Origin of the sequence: Puia dinghuensis (genome assembly GCF_014642875.1) — a bacterium.
Lineage (GTDB): Bacteria > Bacteroidota > Bacteroidia > Chitinophagales > Chitinophagaceae > Puia > Puia dinghuensis.
In genome coordinates, this window is sequence record NZ_BMJC01000011.1 from 1 (window position 1) to 17,893 (window position 17,893).

Genomic DNA, 17,893 nt, shown 5'->3' on the forward strand with positions numbered 1-17,893 from the left:
GTGCAGCAAGGCGTGGTCGTCGCCCGGGAAGATAAAGAAGGTAATAAACGGCTGGTGGGATATATAGTGGGAGAGGCCGGATGGGACAGGGAGCAGTTGATGACCCAGCTGAAGGAGCGGTTGCCGGAGTACATGGTGCCGATGGTGTGGGTGGAGCTGGAGGCGATGCCGTTGACGGCCAACGGGAAGGTAGATCGCAAGGGGCTGCCGGACCCGGAGACGAATGGTCTGACGAGCGACCGGTATATCGCGGCACGAAGTGAAGTAGAGCATCAGCTGACACAGATATGGTCGGAGCTGCTGGGAGTGGAGCAGGTAGGGGTGACTGATAATTTTTTTGAGCTGGGGGGTGATTCGATCATAGCGATCCAGGTGGTGGCCCGAACCCGGCGATTGGGCTATGAACGGCTGCAAGTAGCGGACCTGTTCACGTATCAAACGATAGGGAAGCTTTGCGCGATGTTGGCCCAGGGGAGCGATGAGGGAGTTGGTGAAGCAGGGGAGCGGCATGAGTTGGAAGGGATAAGCGGTCTGCTGCCGATCCAGCGGTGGTACCTGGAAGGGGAGCCGGAGGCGGTATCGCATTATAACCAAAGTGTCTTATTGCGGATAGCCAAGGAGGTGAGGGAGGAGGAGCTGGGGGCAGTGGTAGAGTGGCTGCTGCGGCAGCACGATGCCTTACGGTTCGAGTACCGGCGGGGTGCATCAGGTTGGGAACAGGTGTATGGCCCGATGCGGGACATAGGGGCTGTATTACGGGTAGAGGAGCTGAGGGGAGGGACGGCTGAAGAGTTGGGCCGGGAGATTGAAGTGCGGTCGGAGGGGTATCAGCGGAGTTTGAATATCGGGCGGGGAGAGTTGGTACGGGTGGTGTTGTACCGGACGCCGGAGTGGGAGGAGTGGAACCGGCTGCTGGTGGTGATCCATCATTTGGTGGTGGACGGGGTATCGTGGCGGATCCTGCTGGGCGACCTGGAGGAGCTGTTAACGGGATTGCGGAAGGGGGAGGCGGTGAGCCTTGGGGTGAAGAGGAGCTCGTACCGGGAGTGGTATGGAGCATTGGAGTGGTATAGCCGGAGCAAGGGCTTGCTGGAGCAGAAGGGATATTGGTCGAAAGTAATGGGGAGCTACCGACCGTTGCAGGTGGATCGGGAGTATGCGGGGATGGTGCGGTTAGGGGAGATGGGTAGCCATACGATACGGTTGGGAGCAGAGCCGACGCGCTGGTTGCTGCAGGAGGTACCGCGGGTATATCATACGGAGGTAAACGATGTATTGCTGAGTGCATTATTGTTAGCGATCGGGGAGTGGAGCGGAGAGTGGAAGGTAATGATCGGATTGGAGGGCCATGGGCGGGAGGCGATAAAGGGAGGAGTGGATACGAGCCGGACGGTAGGCTGGTTCACGAGTGTGTATCCGGTGTTGCTGGAAGGGGAAGAGGGAGCGGGCCTTGGAGAGGTGTTGAAAGGGGTGAAGGAGCAGTTGCGGGGGGTGCCGGATAAGGGTTTGGGATATGGAGTGCTGAAGTATATGGTAGGGGCGGAAGAGTTGCAGAGGGAATCGGGTTGGGATATTGTGTTTAACTATTTAGGTCAGGTGGATAATGTGGTTCGGGGAAGCAGGTGGCTGAGGGGCGCAGAGGAGCCGACAGGAAGGAGAGCGGCAGAACGGAATGGAGCACGGGAGAAGGTCTCGGTGGTTGGAATGGTTGCGGGCGGAGAGCTGGTGCTGCGATGGGGCTATAGCAAGAAGCATTATGATGGGGAGAGCATAGAGGAGTTGTCAGGTCTGTACGTGAAGAAGCTGGAGGAGTTGATCGATCATTGCCGGGGCCGTGATGGGCAGGAGCATACGCCGTCGGATTATGGGTTGGGAAGGGAAATCAACTATGTGGAGCTGGACCGGTTTTTCGGGGAGCAGCGGCAGGGGAAACGTCGTGGGGAGCAGGTAGAGGGTTTGTACCGGTTAAGCGGGTTGCAGGAGGGGATGTTGTTCCATGGGCTGTACGACGAGCAGGCGGGGACGTATGTGATCCAGTTGGAGGGGGAGTTGTTGCGCTTGGACGAAGCTATTTTTCGACGTAGCTGGTCGACAGTGGTGAGGCGGCACAGCATCTTACGGAGCGGGTTTTATCATGATGCCTTCAAGATCCCGGTGCAATGTGTGTACCGGGAGGTGGAGGTGCCGGTGGAGGTGCTGGACTACAGGGGAAGGAGCGAGGCCGAACAGCGGGAGGGGATGGCGGCATACAAGGAGACGGATCGCAGGAGGGGTTTTGCCTTTGGAGAAGCGCCATTGATGCGGGTGGGATTGTTGCGGCTGAGTGAAGAACGGTGTTGGATGTTATGGACGCATCATCATCTCTTGCTGGATGGGTGGTCGGTGCAGGTGTTGATGGAGGAATTTCTAAAGGTATATGAGGAACTGGTGAGCGGAGGGGAGGTGAAGAAGGAAGAGGAGGACCGGTATGAGGAGTATATCCGGTACCTGGAGGGGCGGGATAAGGAGGAAGAGGAGAGTTATTGGCGAAAGTATTTGTCGGGAGTGAGCGGAAGGACGCTGTTGCCATTTGTGCGGGAAGGAGTGGAAAGGAACAAGGGGATAGGGAAGTATGCGCAGTGGGAGGTGCGATTGGGAAAGGAGGAGACGGATCGGGTGGTGGCGTATGCGCAGGGTCATCGGTTGACGGTGAACACGGTGATGCAGGGGGTATGGGGCTATCTGTTGAGCCGGTATACGGGCAGTGAGGAGGTGGTGTATGGGGTGACGGTATCGGGTCGTCCGGAGGGTTTGAGAGGGGTAGAGCGTCGGGTGGGATTGTACATTAACATGCTGCCGGTGCGGGTGGTGGTAAAGGGAGAGGAGGTGGTGGAGGAATTGTTGCTGGGGCTGCAGGAGGAGCAGTTGCGGAGCCGGGAGTATCAATACAGCCCTTTGCAGGAGGTGCAGGGCTGGGCCTGGGTGACGGGGGATTGGTTCGACAGCATCCTGGTGTTCGAGAACTACCCGGTGAGTGAGGTGATCGGGAAACGGAAGTGGTCATTGGGGGTAGAAGGAGTGAAGATGCATGATCGGATCAACTATCCGTTAGGGGTGACGATAGGTGTCGGAGAGCAGATAGCTGTTACCTTCCGGTATAATGTTGAACTATTGGAAGAGGAGGTGGTAAAAAGAATAGGGAGTCATTTTGAGCGGGTGTTGCAACAGGTGACAGACGGGGAGGTGAAGCGGGTGCGGGAGCTGGAGTTGATGGGCGAGGAGGAGGTTCGATGGTTATTGGAGGCATCGCGAGGGAAGGAGGCGGAATATGATCGGGATAAGACGGTGGTGGAGTTGTTCGAAGACCAGGCAGACCGGCTCCCCGACAGGACGGCGGTGTTCTCTGCGGAGGGATCGCTGAGTTACCGGGAGTTGGACCTGCGGTCGAACCAGCTGGCCCAGTATCTGGTCAGCAGGGGGGTGAGGCCGGGGGAACATATCGGGCTATTGTTCCATAAGAGTGTGGAGATGGTGGCGGGGATATGGGGAATACTGAAGAGCGGGTGTGCTTATGTACCGTTGAATACAGATTATCCGGCGCAGCGGATCCGGTTCATGGTGGAGGATGCAGGTATCTCGCGGGTAGTGTATGGTAGCGGAGAGCTATATGCGGGGATGGAGCTGGGAGAGCTGGTAGAGGGCATCGATTTTTCGGTCTCCTGTTCCAGTCCGTTGGAGCGACCTTTTGTCGACATTGGGCCGGCATCGACGGTATATGTGATGTATACGTCGGGCACGACGGGCCAACCCAAGGGGACGGCGGTGGATCATCACAATATCATCAAGCTGGTGTATGACGGTGGACCGATAGCGATCCAGTCGGGAGACCGGGTGCTGCAATGGTCCAACTATAGTTTCGACGGATCGGTGTATGATATTTTTTGTTCTTTGCTGTCCGGGGCCAGCGTGTATATGATCAGGGATGGGATGGCATCGGATACGCATGAGCTATCGAGGATCATAGAGGAGCAGTCCATTACGGTATGTTTTATGACGACGGCGCTGTTCAATGCGTTCGTGGATACGGGAGCAGGAGCGTTGTGCCGGCTGCGAAAGCTGCTATTTGGAGGAGAATTGTTTTCTTTAACGCATGTGCGCAAGGCGGTGTCTCTGCTTGGGGTGGGCCGGATCGTGCATGTATACGGGCCTACGGAGACGACGGTGTATGCTACTGGCTATGCTGTTGATGCGATTGAGGAGGAGGGGCGGGTGCCGATAGGGAGGCCATTGGGCAATACGAGGGTGAGGGTGCTGGACGAGCGGTTGCAGCCGGTGCCGGTGGGGGTTACTGGGGAGCTGTTCATCGGAGGGGAGGGGGTATCGAAGGGGTATCTGAACTGGCCGGAGCTGACGGCAGAGCGGTTTATAGCGGATCCATGGGAAGGAGAGGGAGGTGGGCGGATATACCGGACTGGGGATATAGGTCGTTGGCTTCCCGATGGGAACATCGAGTTTATAGGACGTAAAGATGACCAGGTGAAGATCCGGGGCTACCGTGTTGAGCTGGGGGAGGTGGAGAGTGTGCTGGGGCAATGTACGGGGATACGACAGTGTGCGGTGGTGGCACGTGAGGATCAGAAAGGCAACAAGCGCTTGGTAGGCTATGTGGTGGTGGAGGGGAAGGGCCTGGATAGGCTGGGGCTGATGCGTTATTTAGGACAACGGCTGCCGGAGTATATGGTTCCAGCGATCTGGGTGGAGCTGGAGACGCTGCCGTTAACGGTCAATGGGAAGGTGGACCGCAAGAGGTTGCCGGAGCCGAAAGTGGGAGGGATGAGTGGAGGCTATGAAGCGCCGCGGGATGAGGTGGAGCGACAACTGGCAGGGATCTGGTCGGAGCTGCTGGGAGTGGAGCAGGTAGGGGTGACCGATAATTTTTTTGAGCTGGGGGGTGATTCGATCATCTCGATCCAGGTGGTGAGCCGAGCCCGGCGATTGAATTATGAGCTTCAGCCGAAAGATATTTTCCGGTATCAAAGTATAAGTCATCTATCGATGGTACTGCTGGAACGTACGGGAGTAAGAACAGGGGGAGAGCAGGGTGAGCTGGAAGGGATAAGCGGTCTGTTGCCGATCCAGCGATGGTACCTGGAAGGGGAGCCGGAAGAGGTATCACATTATAACCAGAGTGTATTATTACGGATAGCCAGGGAGGTGAGCCAGGAGGAGCTGGGAGCAGCGGTAGAGGAGCTATTACGTCATCATGATAGCTTACGGTTCCAATACCGTCGGGGTGTAACGGGCTGGGAGCAGGTGTATGGCCCGATGCAGGACATAGGGGCGGTATTGCGGGTAGAGGAGTTGAGTGGATCGACGGCCGAAGAGCTGGGCCGGGAGATCGAAGAGCGGTCGGAGGGTTATCAGCGGAGTTTGGCTATCGGGCGGGGAGAGTTGGTCCGGGTGGTGTTGTACCGGACGCCGGAGTGGGAGGAGTGGAACCGGCTGCTGGTGGTGATCCATCATTTGGTGGTGGACGGGGTATCATGGCGGATCCTGCTGGGCGACCTGGAGGAGCTGTTGACGGGATTGCGGAAGGGAGAGCAGGTGAGCCTTGGGGTGAAGGGGAGCTCGTACCGGGAGTGGTATGGGGCATTGGAGGGATATAGCCGGAGCAAGAGATTATTGGAGCAGAAGGGATATTGGTCGAAAGTAATGGGGAGCTACCGGCCGCTGCGGCTGGATCGGGAGTATGCGGGGATGGTGCGGTTAAGGGAGATGGGTAGCCATACGGTTCGGTTGGGAGTGGAACAGACGCGCTGGTTGCTGCAGGAGGTACCGCGGGTGTATCATACGGAGGTGAACGATGTGTTGTTGAGTGCGCTGTTGCTGGCGATCGGGGATTGGGGCGGAGAGCGGAGGGTAGTGATCGGATTGGAGGGGCATGGGCGGGAGGCGATAAAGGGAGGCGTGGACACGAGCCGGACGGTGGGCTGGTTCACGAGTGTGTATCCGGTGTTGCTGGAGCGGGAAGAGGCGGTGGGTTTGGGAGAGGTGCTGAAGGGGGTAAAGGAACAGTTGCGGGGAGTACCGGATAAGGGTTTGGGCTATGGGGTGCTGAAGTATATGGTTCGGGCGGAAGAGTTGCAGGGGGAAACGGGTTGGGATATTGTATTCAACTATTTGGGTCAGGTGGATAATGTGGTGAGCGGGAGCAGGTGGATAAGAGGAGCTGGGGAATCAGGGGGCAGGGGGATGAGCGAGCGTCAGGAGATAAGAGAGAAGGTCTCAGTGGTTGGAATAGTTGCGGAGGGAGAGCTGGTGGTGCGATGGGGCTATAGCAGGAAGCATTATGATGGGGAGAACATAGAGCGGTTGTCGGGTCTGTATGCGAAGAAGCTGCAGGAGCTGATCGATCATTGCCGGAGCCGTGAAGGGCAGGAACATACACCTTCGGATTATGGTTTGGGAAGGGAGATAAGCTATAAGGAGCTCGATAGATTTTTGGACAAAGACGCGGGAATGCGCACTATTCTAGAATTCTAAAAAAATATTTATGGAAGTCAAAGAATTTTTGGAAAGCCTGAAAAAAAAGAACTTTCTTTTGATCAAAGAAAATGACAAGCTTGTTCTAAAAGCGAATGAAAATATATTAACTGAGCAGGAGATTAATTCAATAAAGGAGAATCGTGAAATAACGGACTATATTAAAAGTAATAGGGATAGCTTAATAGAGTACCTCACGACCTCAAATGAACACTTGATCAATAAACGGGGTAAGAATGTGTCGTCGATTTACCGGTTAAGCGGGTTGCAGGAGGGGATGTTGTTCCATGGACTGTACGATGGACAGGCAGGGACGTATGTGATCCAGCTGGAGGGAGAGCTGTTGCGCCTGGCTGAAGCTATCTTCCGTCGGAGCTGGGGCGAGGTGGTGCGGCGGCACAGCATTTTGCGAAGTGGGTTTTACTATAATGAGTTCAAGGTACTGGTGCAATGCGTGTACCGGGAGGTGGAGGTGCCGATGGAGATATTGGACTACCGGGGAAGGAGCGAGGCCGAACAGCGGGAGGGGATGGCGGCGTACAAGGAGGCGGATCGCAGGAGGGGTTTTGCCTTTGGAGAGGCGCCATTGATGCGGGTGGGTTTAATGCGGCTGAGCGAAGAGCGGTATTGGATGTTATGGACGCATCATCATCTCTTGTTGGATGGATGGTCGGTGCAGGTATTGATGGAGGAATTTTTAACCGTATATGAGGAGCTGGTGACCGGAGTGGAGGAGCAGGAGCAGGAGGAGGACCGGTATGAGGAGTATATCCGGTACCTGGAGGGGCGGGATAAGGAGGATGAGGAGGGTTACTGGCGGGAATATTTGTCGGGAGTGTGCGGAAGGACGTTGTTGCCCTTTGTACGGGAGGGAGTGGAAAGGAACAAGGGGATAGGGGAGTATGGGGAGTGGGAGGTGCGATTGGGAAAGGAGGGGACGGAGCGGGTGGTGGGGTATGCGCAGGGTCATCGGTTGACGGTGAACACGGTGATGCAGGGGGTATGGGGCTATCTGTTGAGCCGGTATACGGGCAGTGAGGAGGTGGTGTATGGGGTGACGGTATCGGGTCGTCCGGAGGGGATGAGGGGAGTGGAGCGTCGGGTGGGGTTGTACATCAACATGCTTCCGGTGCGGGTGGTGGTAAAGGGAGAGGAGGAAGTGAAGGATTGGTTGCGGGGGCTACAGGAGGAGCAGCTGCGGAGTCGGGAATATCAATACAGTCCGTTGCAGGCGGTGCAGGGTTGGGCCGGGGTGACGGGAGATTGGTTCGATAGCATCCTGGTGTTCGAGAACTACCCGGTGAGTGAGGTGATCGGGAAACGGAAGTGGTCATTGGGGGTAGAAGGAGTGAAGATGCATGATCGGATCAACTATCCGTTAGGGGTGACGATAAGAGTAGGAGAGCAGATAGCTGTTACCTTCCGGTATAATGTGGAGCTATTAGGAGAGGAGGTGGTAAAAAGGATAGGGGTTCATTTTGAGCGGGTGTTGCAACAGGTGACGGGTGGAGAGGTGAAGCGGGTGCGGGAACTGGAGTTGATGGGCGAGGAGGAGGTTCGATGGTTATTAGAGGCATCGCGAGGGAAGGAGGTGGAATATAATCGGAATAAGACAGTGGTGGAATTGTTCGAGGAGCAGGTGGACCGGACGCCGGGAGCGGTGGCGGTCGTGTGCGGGGGGCAGAAGGTAAGTTATAGAGAGCTGGAGGAGCGGAGCAACCAATTGGCGCATTACCTGCGGGGGCTGGGGATACGGGAAGAGGTGTTGGTGCCGGTATGTCTGGAGCGGTCGGTGGAAATGATCGTAGGGATACTTGGGATTTTAAAAGCAGGAGGGGCATATGTACCGCTAGACCCGGAGTATCCGGCTGAGCGGCTGGAGTATATTCTGGAAGAGACGGAGGCGAAGGTGGCGGTGAGCCGCCAGAAGGTGGCGGCGAAGCTGCCGATAAGTGAAGGTGTTCGGGTGGTACTGGTGGATGAGGAAGCAGCATTTATTGATGAGCGTCCGGTTGGACGGGTGGAGCGGTCGCTCCGGCCGGAGCACTTGGCGTATGTGATCTATACATCGGGATCGACGGGCCGGCCGAAGGGGGTGTTGGTGGAGCATCACAGCTTAACGAATTATCTGATCAATGGTCAGACGAGCTATATAGAGAACGAGGAGGGGGGGAGCTATATTTATTTGCCATACACATTCGATGCTGCATTAACGGGGCTGTTCCAGCCGTTGGTTTATGGCCGTTCGCTGGTCATAGGGGAAGGAGGAGCTACCGAGGTATTTAGTGCGGCTATTTTCCGGAGTAATACACCTTATTGTTTTATCAAGCTGACGCCTGCGCATTTACAGTTGTTGGAAGCGGCAATGGGAGAAGGAGTTGAGTTGCCGGCGAGGAGGTTAGTGGTGGGGGGAGAGGTATTGTCGTGGAGTCAGTTGGAGTGGCTGAGGGAGCGGGGGATGGAGCTGGAGGTGGTCAATGAGTATGGGCCGACGGAGGCGACGGTAGGTTGCAGCGTATATAGGTACCAGATAGGAGAAGAGAAAGGTAAGGGCGGTGTGCCGATCGGCAAGCCGATCGACAATAGCAGCATTTATATTTTGGATAGAGAGGGGATGCCCGCTCCAATGGGAGTAGGCGGGGAGTTATATATAGGTGGGGCTGGGGTGGCGCGGGGGTATCTGAACCGTCCGGAGCTGACGGCGGAGAGATTCGTGGAGAGCCCATTCGGAGAAGGGGAGCGGTTATACCGGACGGGGGACTTGGGTAGGTGGCTGCTGGATGGGAACATGGAATATCTGGGAAGAATAGATGAGCAGGTAAAGATCCGGGGGTATCGGATCGAGCTGGGAGAGATCGAGAATGTGTTGGAGGAGAGTGGACTGGTACGACAGGGGGTGGTAGTAGCCCGGGAGGACAAAGAAGGCAACAAGCGTTTGGTGGGGTATGTGGTGGTGAGCGAGGGATACGACAAGGGTGTATTGATAAAGTATTTACAGGGTTGGCTGCCGGAGTACATGGTACCGGGGGTATGGGTAGAATTGAAGGCAATGCCGTTGACGGTCAATGGGAAGGTGGATAGGAAGGGATTGCCGGAGCCGTGTAGAGAAAAGTATGTGGCACCGAGGAGTGAGATAGAGCGTCAACTGGCAGCGATCTGGTCGGAACTGCTGGGAGTGGAGCAGGTGGGAGTAGAGGATAGTTTTTTTGAGCTGGGAGGTCATTCGCTGCTGGCGTTCCGGTTGGTGTCGGCCGTTCGGCAGGAGCTAGGAGTAGAGCTGCCGATCCGCGAGGTGTTCGACTATCCGACGATCGGATCCCTGGGGTCGCGATTGAAGAAAGGACCTGTGTTGCCGCCGGTTGTGGCGACGACGAGGCCGGAGAGGTTGCCGTTATCATACAGTCAAGAGCGGTTGTGGTTCATCGATCAGCTGGAAGGGAGTGTGGCCTATCATACTCCGGTGGTATTGCGGCTGAAGGGCAAGTTGAGTGAAGAAGGGTTGAGCTATGCGATCGGGGCGATCGTGGACCGACATGAAGTGTTGCGGACGGTGATCGAAAAGGGGGAAGGGAGAGCCTATCAGCGGGTGCTGGAGAAGGGAGGATGGAAGTTGGAAGTGATAGGGGAGAAGGACTGGAAAGAGGAGGTATTAAGAGGTTATATCGAGCAAGAGATCAGCCGGCAGTTCGACCTGTCGGTGGACTATCCGGTTCGGGGTCAATTGCTGCGGGTTAGAGCAGGTGAGTGGGTGTTGGTGGTGACGCTACATCACATTGCTTCGGACGGCTGGTCGAATGAGATATTGGAAAGGGAGTTTGTAGAGCTGTACAGGTCATATGTAGAGGGTCGAGCGGCGGTTTTGCCGGCCCTGGAGGTGCAATATGCTGATTACGCGCTATGGCAGCGGGGGTATTTATCCGGGGAGGTGATGGAGGAGAAACTGAGGTACTGGCGTGACCAGCTATCAGGGATGACGGCATTGGAATTACCGACGGATCATGTGCGGCCAGCGGTGCTGAGCAGAAGAGGAGGGCTGGTAGGATTCAGGATAGCGTCGGAAGTTCGGGATGCCCTGGAGGAGCTGAGCCGGTCGGAGAGGGTGACGATATTCATGCTGCTGCTCGCGGTATTTAAGGTGTTGTTGAGCCGATATTGCGGTCAAGAAGATATTAGTGTAGGCAGCCCGATAGCGGGCAGGCAGCAGCGGGAGGTGGAAGGGCTGATCGGTTTTTTTGCCAACACGCTGGTGTTACGCAGTGATCTGAGCGGGGAGCCGTCATTCAGAGAGTTGTTGAAGCGGGTGAAGGAGACAACGCTAAGGGCCTATGAGCATCAGGAGGTGCCATTCGAGAAGGTAGTAGAGGCGGTAGCTCGGAAGAGGGACATTGGTAAAAACCCTCTGGTTGAAGTAATATTTGTTTTACAGAACCGTGAACAAGGAAAAATAGAGGAAAAGCAAATCGAGGGATTAGAATTTGCGAAGGAGAAAGTGGGGCTGGGATTGTCCAAATCCGATTTGGCATTTAGAATCACGGAAGATGCGTTGGGATTGGATGGCTTAGTGGAATATTGCAGTGAGCTGTATGAGGAGGAGACGATCAGGCGGCTGATCGGTCATTATAAGGAGTTGCTGAGGAGTGTGGTAAGGGATGCGGGCGAACGGATAGGGAAGTTACGGATGATGAGCGATGAGGAGAATCGCCGGGTGTTGGAGGAGTTCAACGCTACGGCGGTGGATTATCCGCGGGATAAGACGGTGGTGGAGTTGATCGGGGAGCAGGCGGAGCGGAGTCCGGAGGCGATCGCGGTGGCATATGGGCTGCAGCGGGTGAGCTACCGGGAGCTGGAGGAACGAAGCAATCAATTGGGGCATTATCTGCGAGGATTGGGGGTAAGGGAAGAGGTGCTGGTGCCGGTGTGCCTCGAGCGGTCGGTGGAAATGATCGTGGGCATACTGGGTGTTTTAAAAGCAGGAGGAGCCTATGTGCCGCTGGACCCAGAGTATCCGACCGGGCGGCTGGCTTATATGCTGGAAGACGTGCAGGGCCGGGTGGTGGTGAGCAGTAGGGAGGTTGCGGCGCGTCTGCCGGTAAGTGGAGCGGTACGGGTCGTGTTGCTGGATGAGGAGCGGGCGGAGATCGATCGTTGTTCGTTACGGCGGGTGGAGCAGTCGCTCCGGCCGGAGCGACTGGCGTATGTGATCTATACATCGGGCTCGACGGGTCAGCCCAAGGGGGTGATGATCGAACATGGGAGTCTATTAAATCTTTCGCTGGCCCAGCCAAGACTTATTCACCTAACCTCCCGGGATAACGTCCTTCAATTTGCTTCGATTACCTTTGATGCCTCCTGTTGGGAGATCTTCCCTGCCCTAGTCACGGGCAGCCGGCTGGTAATACCCGGGAAGGCGGATATTTTATCGGCTGAACTGCTCCTCCAAAAGATCACCGAAGAGGAGATCACCATGGTCACGTTGCCGAGTTCTTATTTGGAGATCATCGGTACTTCCCGCGTTCCGATAGGTACGATTATATCGGCAGGAGAAGCTTTAAGCTATACGGTGGCGCAGCGGGTGCAGGAAGCGGGGATCCGGTTGATCAATGCCTATGGGCCAACAGAATCGACTGTGTGTGCGACGCTCACCGAAGCGCCTGTCCTTGGGAATAAACTAATCTCCATCGGAAAGCCTATCGATAATATTCGGATTTACATTATCGATGACAGGATGAATTTAGTCCCTGTTGGGATAAAGGGAGAAATCTGCATAGGTGGAGTGGGTCTGGCACGTGGTTACTGGCGGCGTCCAGATCTAACAGCGGAGCGGTTTGTCGACAATCCTTTCCAGGCTGGGGAGCGGATGTACCGGACGGGGGATATAGGTCGTTGGCTTCCCGATGGGAACATCGAGTTCATCGGTCGCAAGGATAACCAGGTAAAGATTCGGGGTTACCGGGTGGAGTTGGGGGAAGTGGAGAGTGTGCTAGGGCAATGTGCTGGGGTGCGGCAAGGAGTGGTGGCGGCCCGCAAGGATAAAGAAGGGGACAAGCAACTGGTAGGGTATGTGGTAGTGGAGGCCGGATGGGTCAAGGAGCGGATGATGGAGGAGCTCGAGGGCCGGTTGCCGGAGTATATGGTGCCGGGGAAGTGGGTGGAACTGGAGGCGCTGCCGTTGACGGTCAATGGGAAGGTGGACCGGAAGGAGTTGCCGGAGCCGGAGGCGAGTCGAGAAAGGTATGTGGCGCCGAGGAGTGAGATAGAGCGTCAGTTGGTGGCAATCTGGTCGGAACTGCTGGATGTGGAGCAGGTGGGAGTGGAGGATAATTTTTTTGAGCTGGGGGGACATTCCTTGTTAGCAATCCGGTTGGTGTCGGCCGTTCGGCAGGAGTTAGGAGTAGAACTAACGATTATGGGGGTCTTTGACTATCCAACAATTAGATTAATGGCCAGGCACATAAGAATACATATCCTCAATCGCTTGGACGACTTTGATGACTATGAGTCAGTGACAATTTAGATAAATCTTTTAAATCGATTGTTATGTCAAAACTCTCTTCAGAGGAGGTAATGGATCTATTGGAGAGATCGAATGAATTTGGTGTTAAGATATCGCTGGAGAATAATGACCTTATTATACATGTACACAAGGGGAAAAAGGTAACATCTTCTTTTTTAAACGAGCTGAAAGGGAAAAAAGAAGAATTAATAAAATATTTTAGACATCATAAACAAAATGATGGATTGTCTGATTCTTTTTCGAAGGGTATACAGCCCGGAGAAAGAGCCAAGTATATACGGCTGCCGCTATCGTACAGTCAGGAGCGGCTGTGGTTCATCGATCAGCTGGAGGGGAGTGCGGCCTATCATATCCCGATGGTGCTACGGTTGAGGGGAAAGGTGAGCGAGGAGGGTTTGAGCCATGCGATGGCAGCGATAGTGGACCGTCATGAGGTATTGCGGACGGTGATCGAGGAGGAGGAGGGGAGAGCGTACCAGCGGGTGCTGGAGAAGGGAGGATGGAAGCTGGAGGTCGTAGAGGGCAAGGACTGGAAGGAGGAGGTATTAAGAAGTTATATTGAGCAAGAGGCGAGCCGGCGGTTCGATCTGTCGGTTGATTATCCGGTTCGGAGTCATTTAGTGCGGGTTGGTGCAGAGGAATGGGTATTGTTGGTAACGCTACATCACATCGCCTCGGACGAATGGTCGAGGTCGATATTGGTGCGGGAGTTTAAAGATCTGTACAGGTCATATGTAGAGGGGCGCACGGCGGTGCTGCCGGTCCTATCGGTGCAGTATGCGGATTATGCGTTGTGGCAGCGGAGGTATCTGACGGGGGAAGTCTTGGAGGAGAAACTGGCGTACTGGCGTGGTCAGCTTTCGGGGCTGGAGGTGCTGGATTTGCCTACAGATCATGTGCGTCCGGCGGAGCAAAGCACGCGAGGGGGGATGGTAGGGTTCAGGATAGAGCGGGAGGTACGGAAGGCGTTGGAGGAGCTGAGCCGCTCCGAGGGGGTTACGTTATTTATGACCTTGCTGGCGGTGTTCAAGGTGTTGTTATACCGGTATAGCGGTCAGGAAGATATTAGTGTAGGCAGCCCGATAGCGGGCCGGCAGCAGCAGGAGGTGGAAGGGTTGATCGGTTTTTTTGTCAATACCCTGGTGTTGCGTAGTGATCTGAGGGGGGAGCCGACGTTCAGGGAATTGTTGAGACGGGTTAAGGAGACGACGTTGGAGGCTTATCAGCATCAGGAGGTGCCGTTCGAGCAGGTGGTAGAGGCAGTAGTACGGGATCGGGACATGAACCGGAATCCGTTGTTCCAGGTGATGCTGGTGTGGCAGCAGGGGGAACGGGGAGTGAGGGAGGAGAGAAGGAGCATGCAGGAGGTGGATCTGTTGGTGGAGGAAGTTGGTCACCGGACATCGAAGTTCGATATAACGGTATTGTTAAGGGAAGGGGAGGAAGGGTTGGAAGGAGGAATAGAATATTGCAGCGAGCTGTATGAGGAGGATACGATCAGGAGGATGATCGGTCATTATAAGGAGTTATTGGGGAGTGTTGTAAAGGATGCGAGCGAACGGATAGGGAAGTTACGGATGATGAGTGAAGAGGAGTGTCGCCGGGTGTTGGAAGAGTTCACTGCGACGGCGGTGGATTATCCGCTGGATAAGACGGTGGTGGACTTGATCGAAGAGCAGGCGATACGAACTCCAGAGGTGATCGCGGTGGTGTATGGGCAGGAGCGGGTGAGCTATGGTGAGCTGGAGGAACGGAGTAATCAACTGACGCATTACCTGCGGAGGCTGGAAGTATGGGAAGAGGTGCTGGTACCGGTGTGCCTGGAGCGGTCGGTGGAGATGATCGTGGGGATACTGGGCATCTTAAAAGCAGGAGGGGCGTATGTGCCGCTGGACCCGGAGTATCCGGCTGAGCGGCTGGCGTATATGCTGACAGAGACGGAGGCAAAGGTGGTAGTGAGCAGCCGGGAGATGGCGGCGAAGCTACCTGCAAGAGACGATGTGCGGGTAGTTCTGCTGGACGAGGAGCGGGCGGAGATCGATCGTTGTCCGATAAAGCGGGTGGAGCGGTCGCCCCGGCCGGAGCACCTGGCGTATGTCATCTATACATCGGGCTCGACGGGTCAGCCCAAGGGGGTGATGATTGAGCACCGGGGACTATCGAACCGGCTGTTGTGGGCGCAGGATTATTTTAAGTTGGAGCCGCAGGATGCGGTCCTGCAGAAGACCACATATTGTTTTGACGTATCGGTTTGGGAGCTGCTATGGCCCTTGCTGTCGGGGGCGCGGCTGGTGTTTGCCCATCCGCGGGGGCATAAGGACCCCGCCTATCTGAAGACCATCATCCAGGAGCAGGGGATCACCACGATTCATTTTGTGCCAGGTATGCTGGAGGTGTTCTTGCAGGAAGTTCGGACGGGCGAGTGTGCTGGCCTGCGTCGGGTGCTCTGCAGCGGGGAGACGTTGAAGAGCGGTCAGGTGCGGCTATGCCGGGAGCGGCTGCCGCAGGCGGAGGTGCATAACCTGTATGGACCGACGGAGGCTTCGATCGATGTGAGCTGCTGGAGCTGTCCGGCGGAGGTGCCGGCAGTGATCCCGATCGGGCGGCCGGTGGCCAACACGCAGTTATACATAGTAGGGCGTCAGCAGGAGCTGAGTCCGATCGGGGGGATTGGGGAAATCTGTATTGGCGGAGTGCAGCTGAGCCGGGGATACCTGGGTCGTCCGGAATGGACGGAAGAGCGGTTCGTCCCGGATGTGATCAGCGGCCGGGCCGAAGAACGGCTATACCGGACAGGGGACCTGGGGCGGTGGCTGACGGATGGGAACATCGAATACCTGGGAAGGCGGGATGAGCAGGTAAAGATCCGGGGGTATCGGATCGAGCTGGGGGAGGTGGAGAGTGTGCTGGGGCAATGTGCGGGAGTGCGGCAGAGAGTGGTGGTGGCTCGGGAGGATCAGGAAGGGAACAAGCGGCTGGTGGGGTATGTGGTGCCAGCCGATGGATGGAACAAAGAGCGAGCACTGGTGGAGCTAAAAGAGCGGCTACCGGAATATATGGTGCCGCAGGTATGGGTGGAGCTGGAGGCATTGCCGTTGATGGGTAGCGGGAAGGTGGATCGCAAGGGATTGCCTGAGCCGGAGCTGGATCAGGCAGGGGGGAGCTATGAGGCTCCGCGGACGGAGCTGGAGTGGGTGCTGGCGGGTATCTGGTCGGAGCTACTGGGCGTAGAGCGGATAGGCATCCACGATAATTTCTTTGAGCTGGGAGGGCATTCGCTGCTGGCGATGCGGGTGGTGTCTGTGATCCGTCGCCGGCTGGGGTTGGAACTGTCGATTCGGGAGCTGTTCCGTTATCCAGAGATCGGTTCGTTGTCACGGCAGCTGGAGCGGGAAGGTAGTGGTGGAGGGCTGCCGGTGCTGGAAAGGCAGGAGCGACCGGACCGGATACCGCTGTCGTTCGCCCAGGAGCGGTTGTGGTTCATCGACCGGCTGGAGGGGAGTGTGCAGTATCATATCCCGGTGGCGCTGCGGATCCGGGGTAGGCTGGACCGGGATGGGTTGGAGTGGGCATTGCGAGGGATCGTGGAGCGGCATGAGGTGCTGCGGACAATGATCGAAGAACAGGAGGGGGAGGCGTGGCAGCGGATCGTGCCGGCGGAGGGTTGGGTTTTGGAGACTATAGAATGGTCGTCTCCGGCGGTGGGATTACAGGAACATATTGGAGCGTTGGTGAGTCGGCCGTTCGCTCTGTCGGCGGACTATAAGTTGCGGGCGGAGCTGATCGGGCTGGGTGAGAAGGAGCAGGTGCTGGTGGTGACGCTGCATCATATTGCCTCCGACGGGTGGTCGAGATCGATTCTGGTGCGGGAGTTCCGGGAGCTATACAGTGCATTTGTGGAAGGCCGTGAGCCGGTCTTGCCGGAGCTGCCGGTGCAGTATGCGGACTATGCGTTGTGGCAGCGGCGGTATCTGGAGGGAGAAGTGTTGGACAAGCAACTGGAGTATTGGCGGCAGCAACTGTTGGGCTGGCAGGTGCTGGAACTGCCGACGGACCATGTGCGGCCGGCGGTGCAGAGTGTGCGAGGAGGAGTGGTGTTATTCCAGGTGGAGAAAGCGTTAAGCGAGGCATTGCAGGAGCTGAGCCGGAGGCAGGGGGTGACCTTATTTATGACGTTGCTTTCGGTATTCAAGGTATTGCTATACCGCTACAGCGGACAAGAAGATATCCTGGTCGGAAGTTCAATAGCCGGCAGGCAGCAGCAGGAGGTAGAGGGCTTGGTCGGATTCTTTGCCAACACGCTGGTGCTGCGGAGCCAGGTAAGTGCAAGCATGAGCATGCGGGAACTGCTGTCTCAAATAAAGCAAACGACCTTATCGGCATTTGAGCATCAGCAGGTGCCATTCGAGAAGGTGGTGGAGCTGATGGGAAGAAAACGGGAAGCAGGCCGCAATCCCATCTTCGACGTCATGTTCGTATTCGGAAACACCCCGGAAAGCGAAGCGCTGGACCTGTCCGGTATTGAGCTAAGTGTAGAGGATGCCGATCTGGCGGCGTCCAAGTTCGATCTGAGCCTGCATATCTCTCCCATCGTGGAAGGCTTAAAGTTGCAAATAACTTATCAGCGGAACCTCTTCATACCAGAAACGATGGCACAAATGCTGGAGCATTATGTGAATCTCTTGAAAACAGTGGTAAATGAGATAGATCAACCGATTGGGGAACTGGAGCTAATGAGCGAGAAAGAGCGGGCGGAGTTGGAAGGGTTGAACCGGACACCCACGGTGGTGGACTTGATCGAGGAGCAGGCGCTGCGGAGTCCGGAGGCGATCGCGGTGGTGTGCGGGGAGCAGGAGG

At 56.3% G+C, this 17,893-nt stretch carries 3 protein-coding genes; all 3 read left to right on the forward strand.

Going from position 1 to position 17,893, the window contains the following annotated elements:
* Positions 1-12: 12 nt before the first annotated feature.
* Positions 13-6,522 carry a non-ribosomal peptide synthetase gene (locus IEY39_RS29485; RefSeq protein ID WP_262892893.1) on the forward strand — a complete coding sequence of 2,170 codons (6,510 nt, stop codon included), beginning with the start codon at positions 13-15 and terminating at the stop codon, positions 6,520-6,522.
* Between the two features lie 238 nt (positions 6,523-6,760).
* Entirely contained in the window at positions 6,761-13,036 is a 6,276-nt protein-coding gene (locus tag IEY39_RS29490) for a non-ribosomal peptide synthetase (protein WP_188938366.1), read from the forward strand.
* A gap of 23 nt (positions 13,037-13,059) precedes the next feature.
* On the forward strand, positions 13,060-17,893 hold a 4,834-nt coding region (locus IEY39_RS29495; RefSeq protein WP_188938367.1), incomplete at its 3' end, for a non-ribosomal peptide synthetase.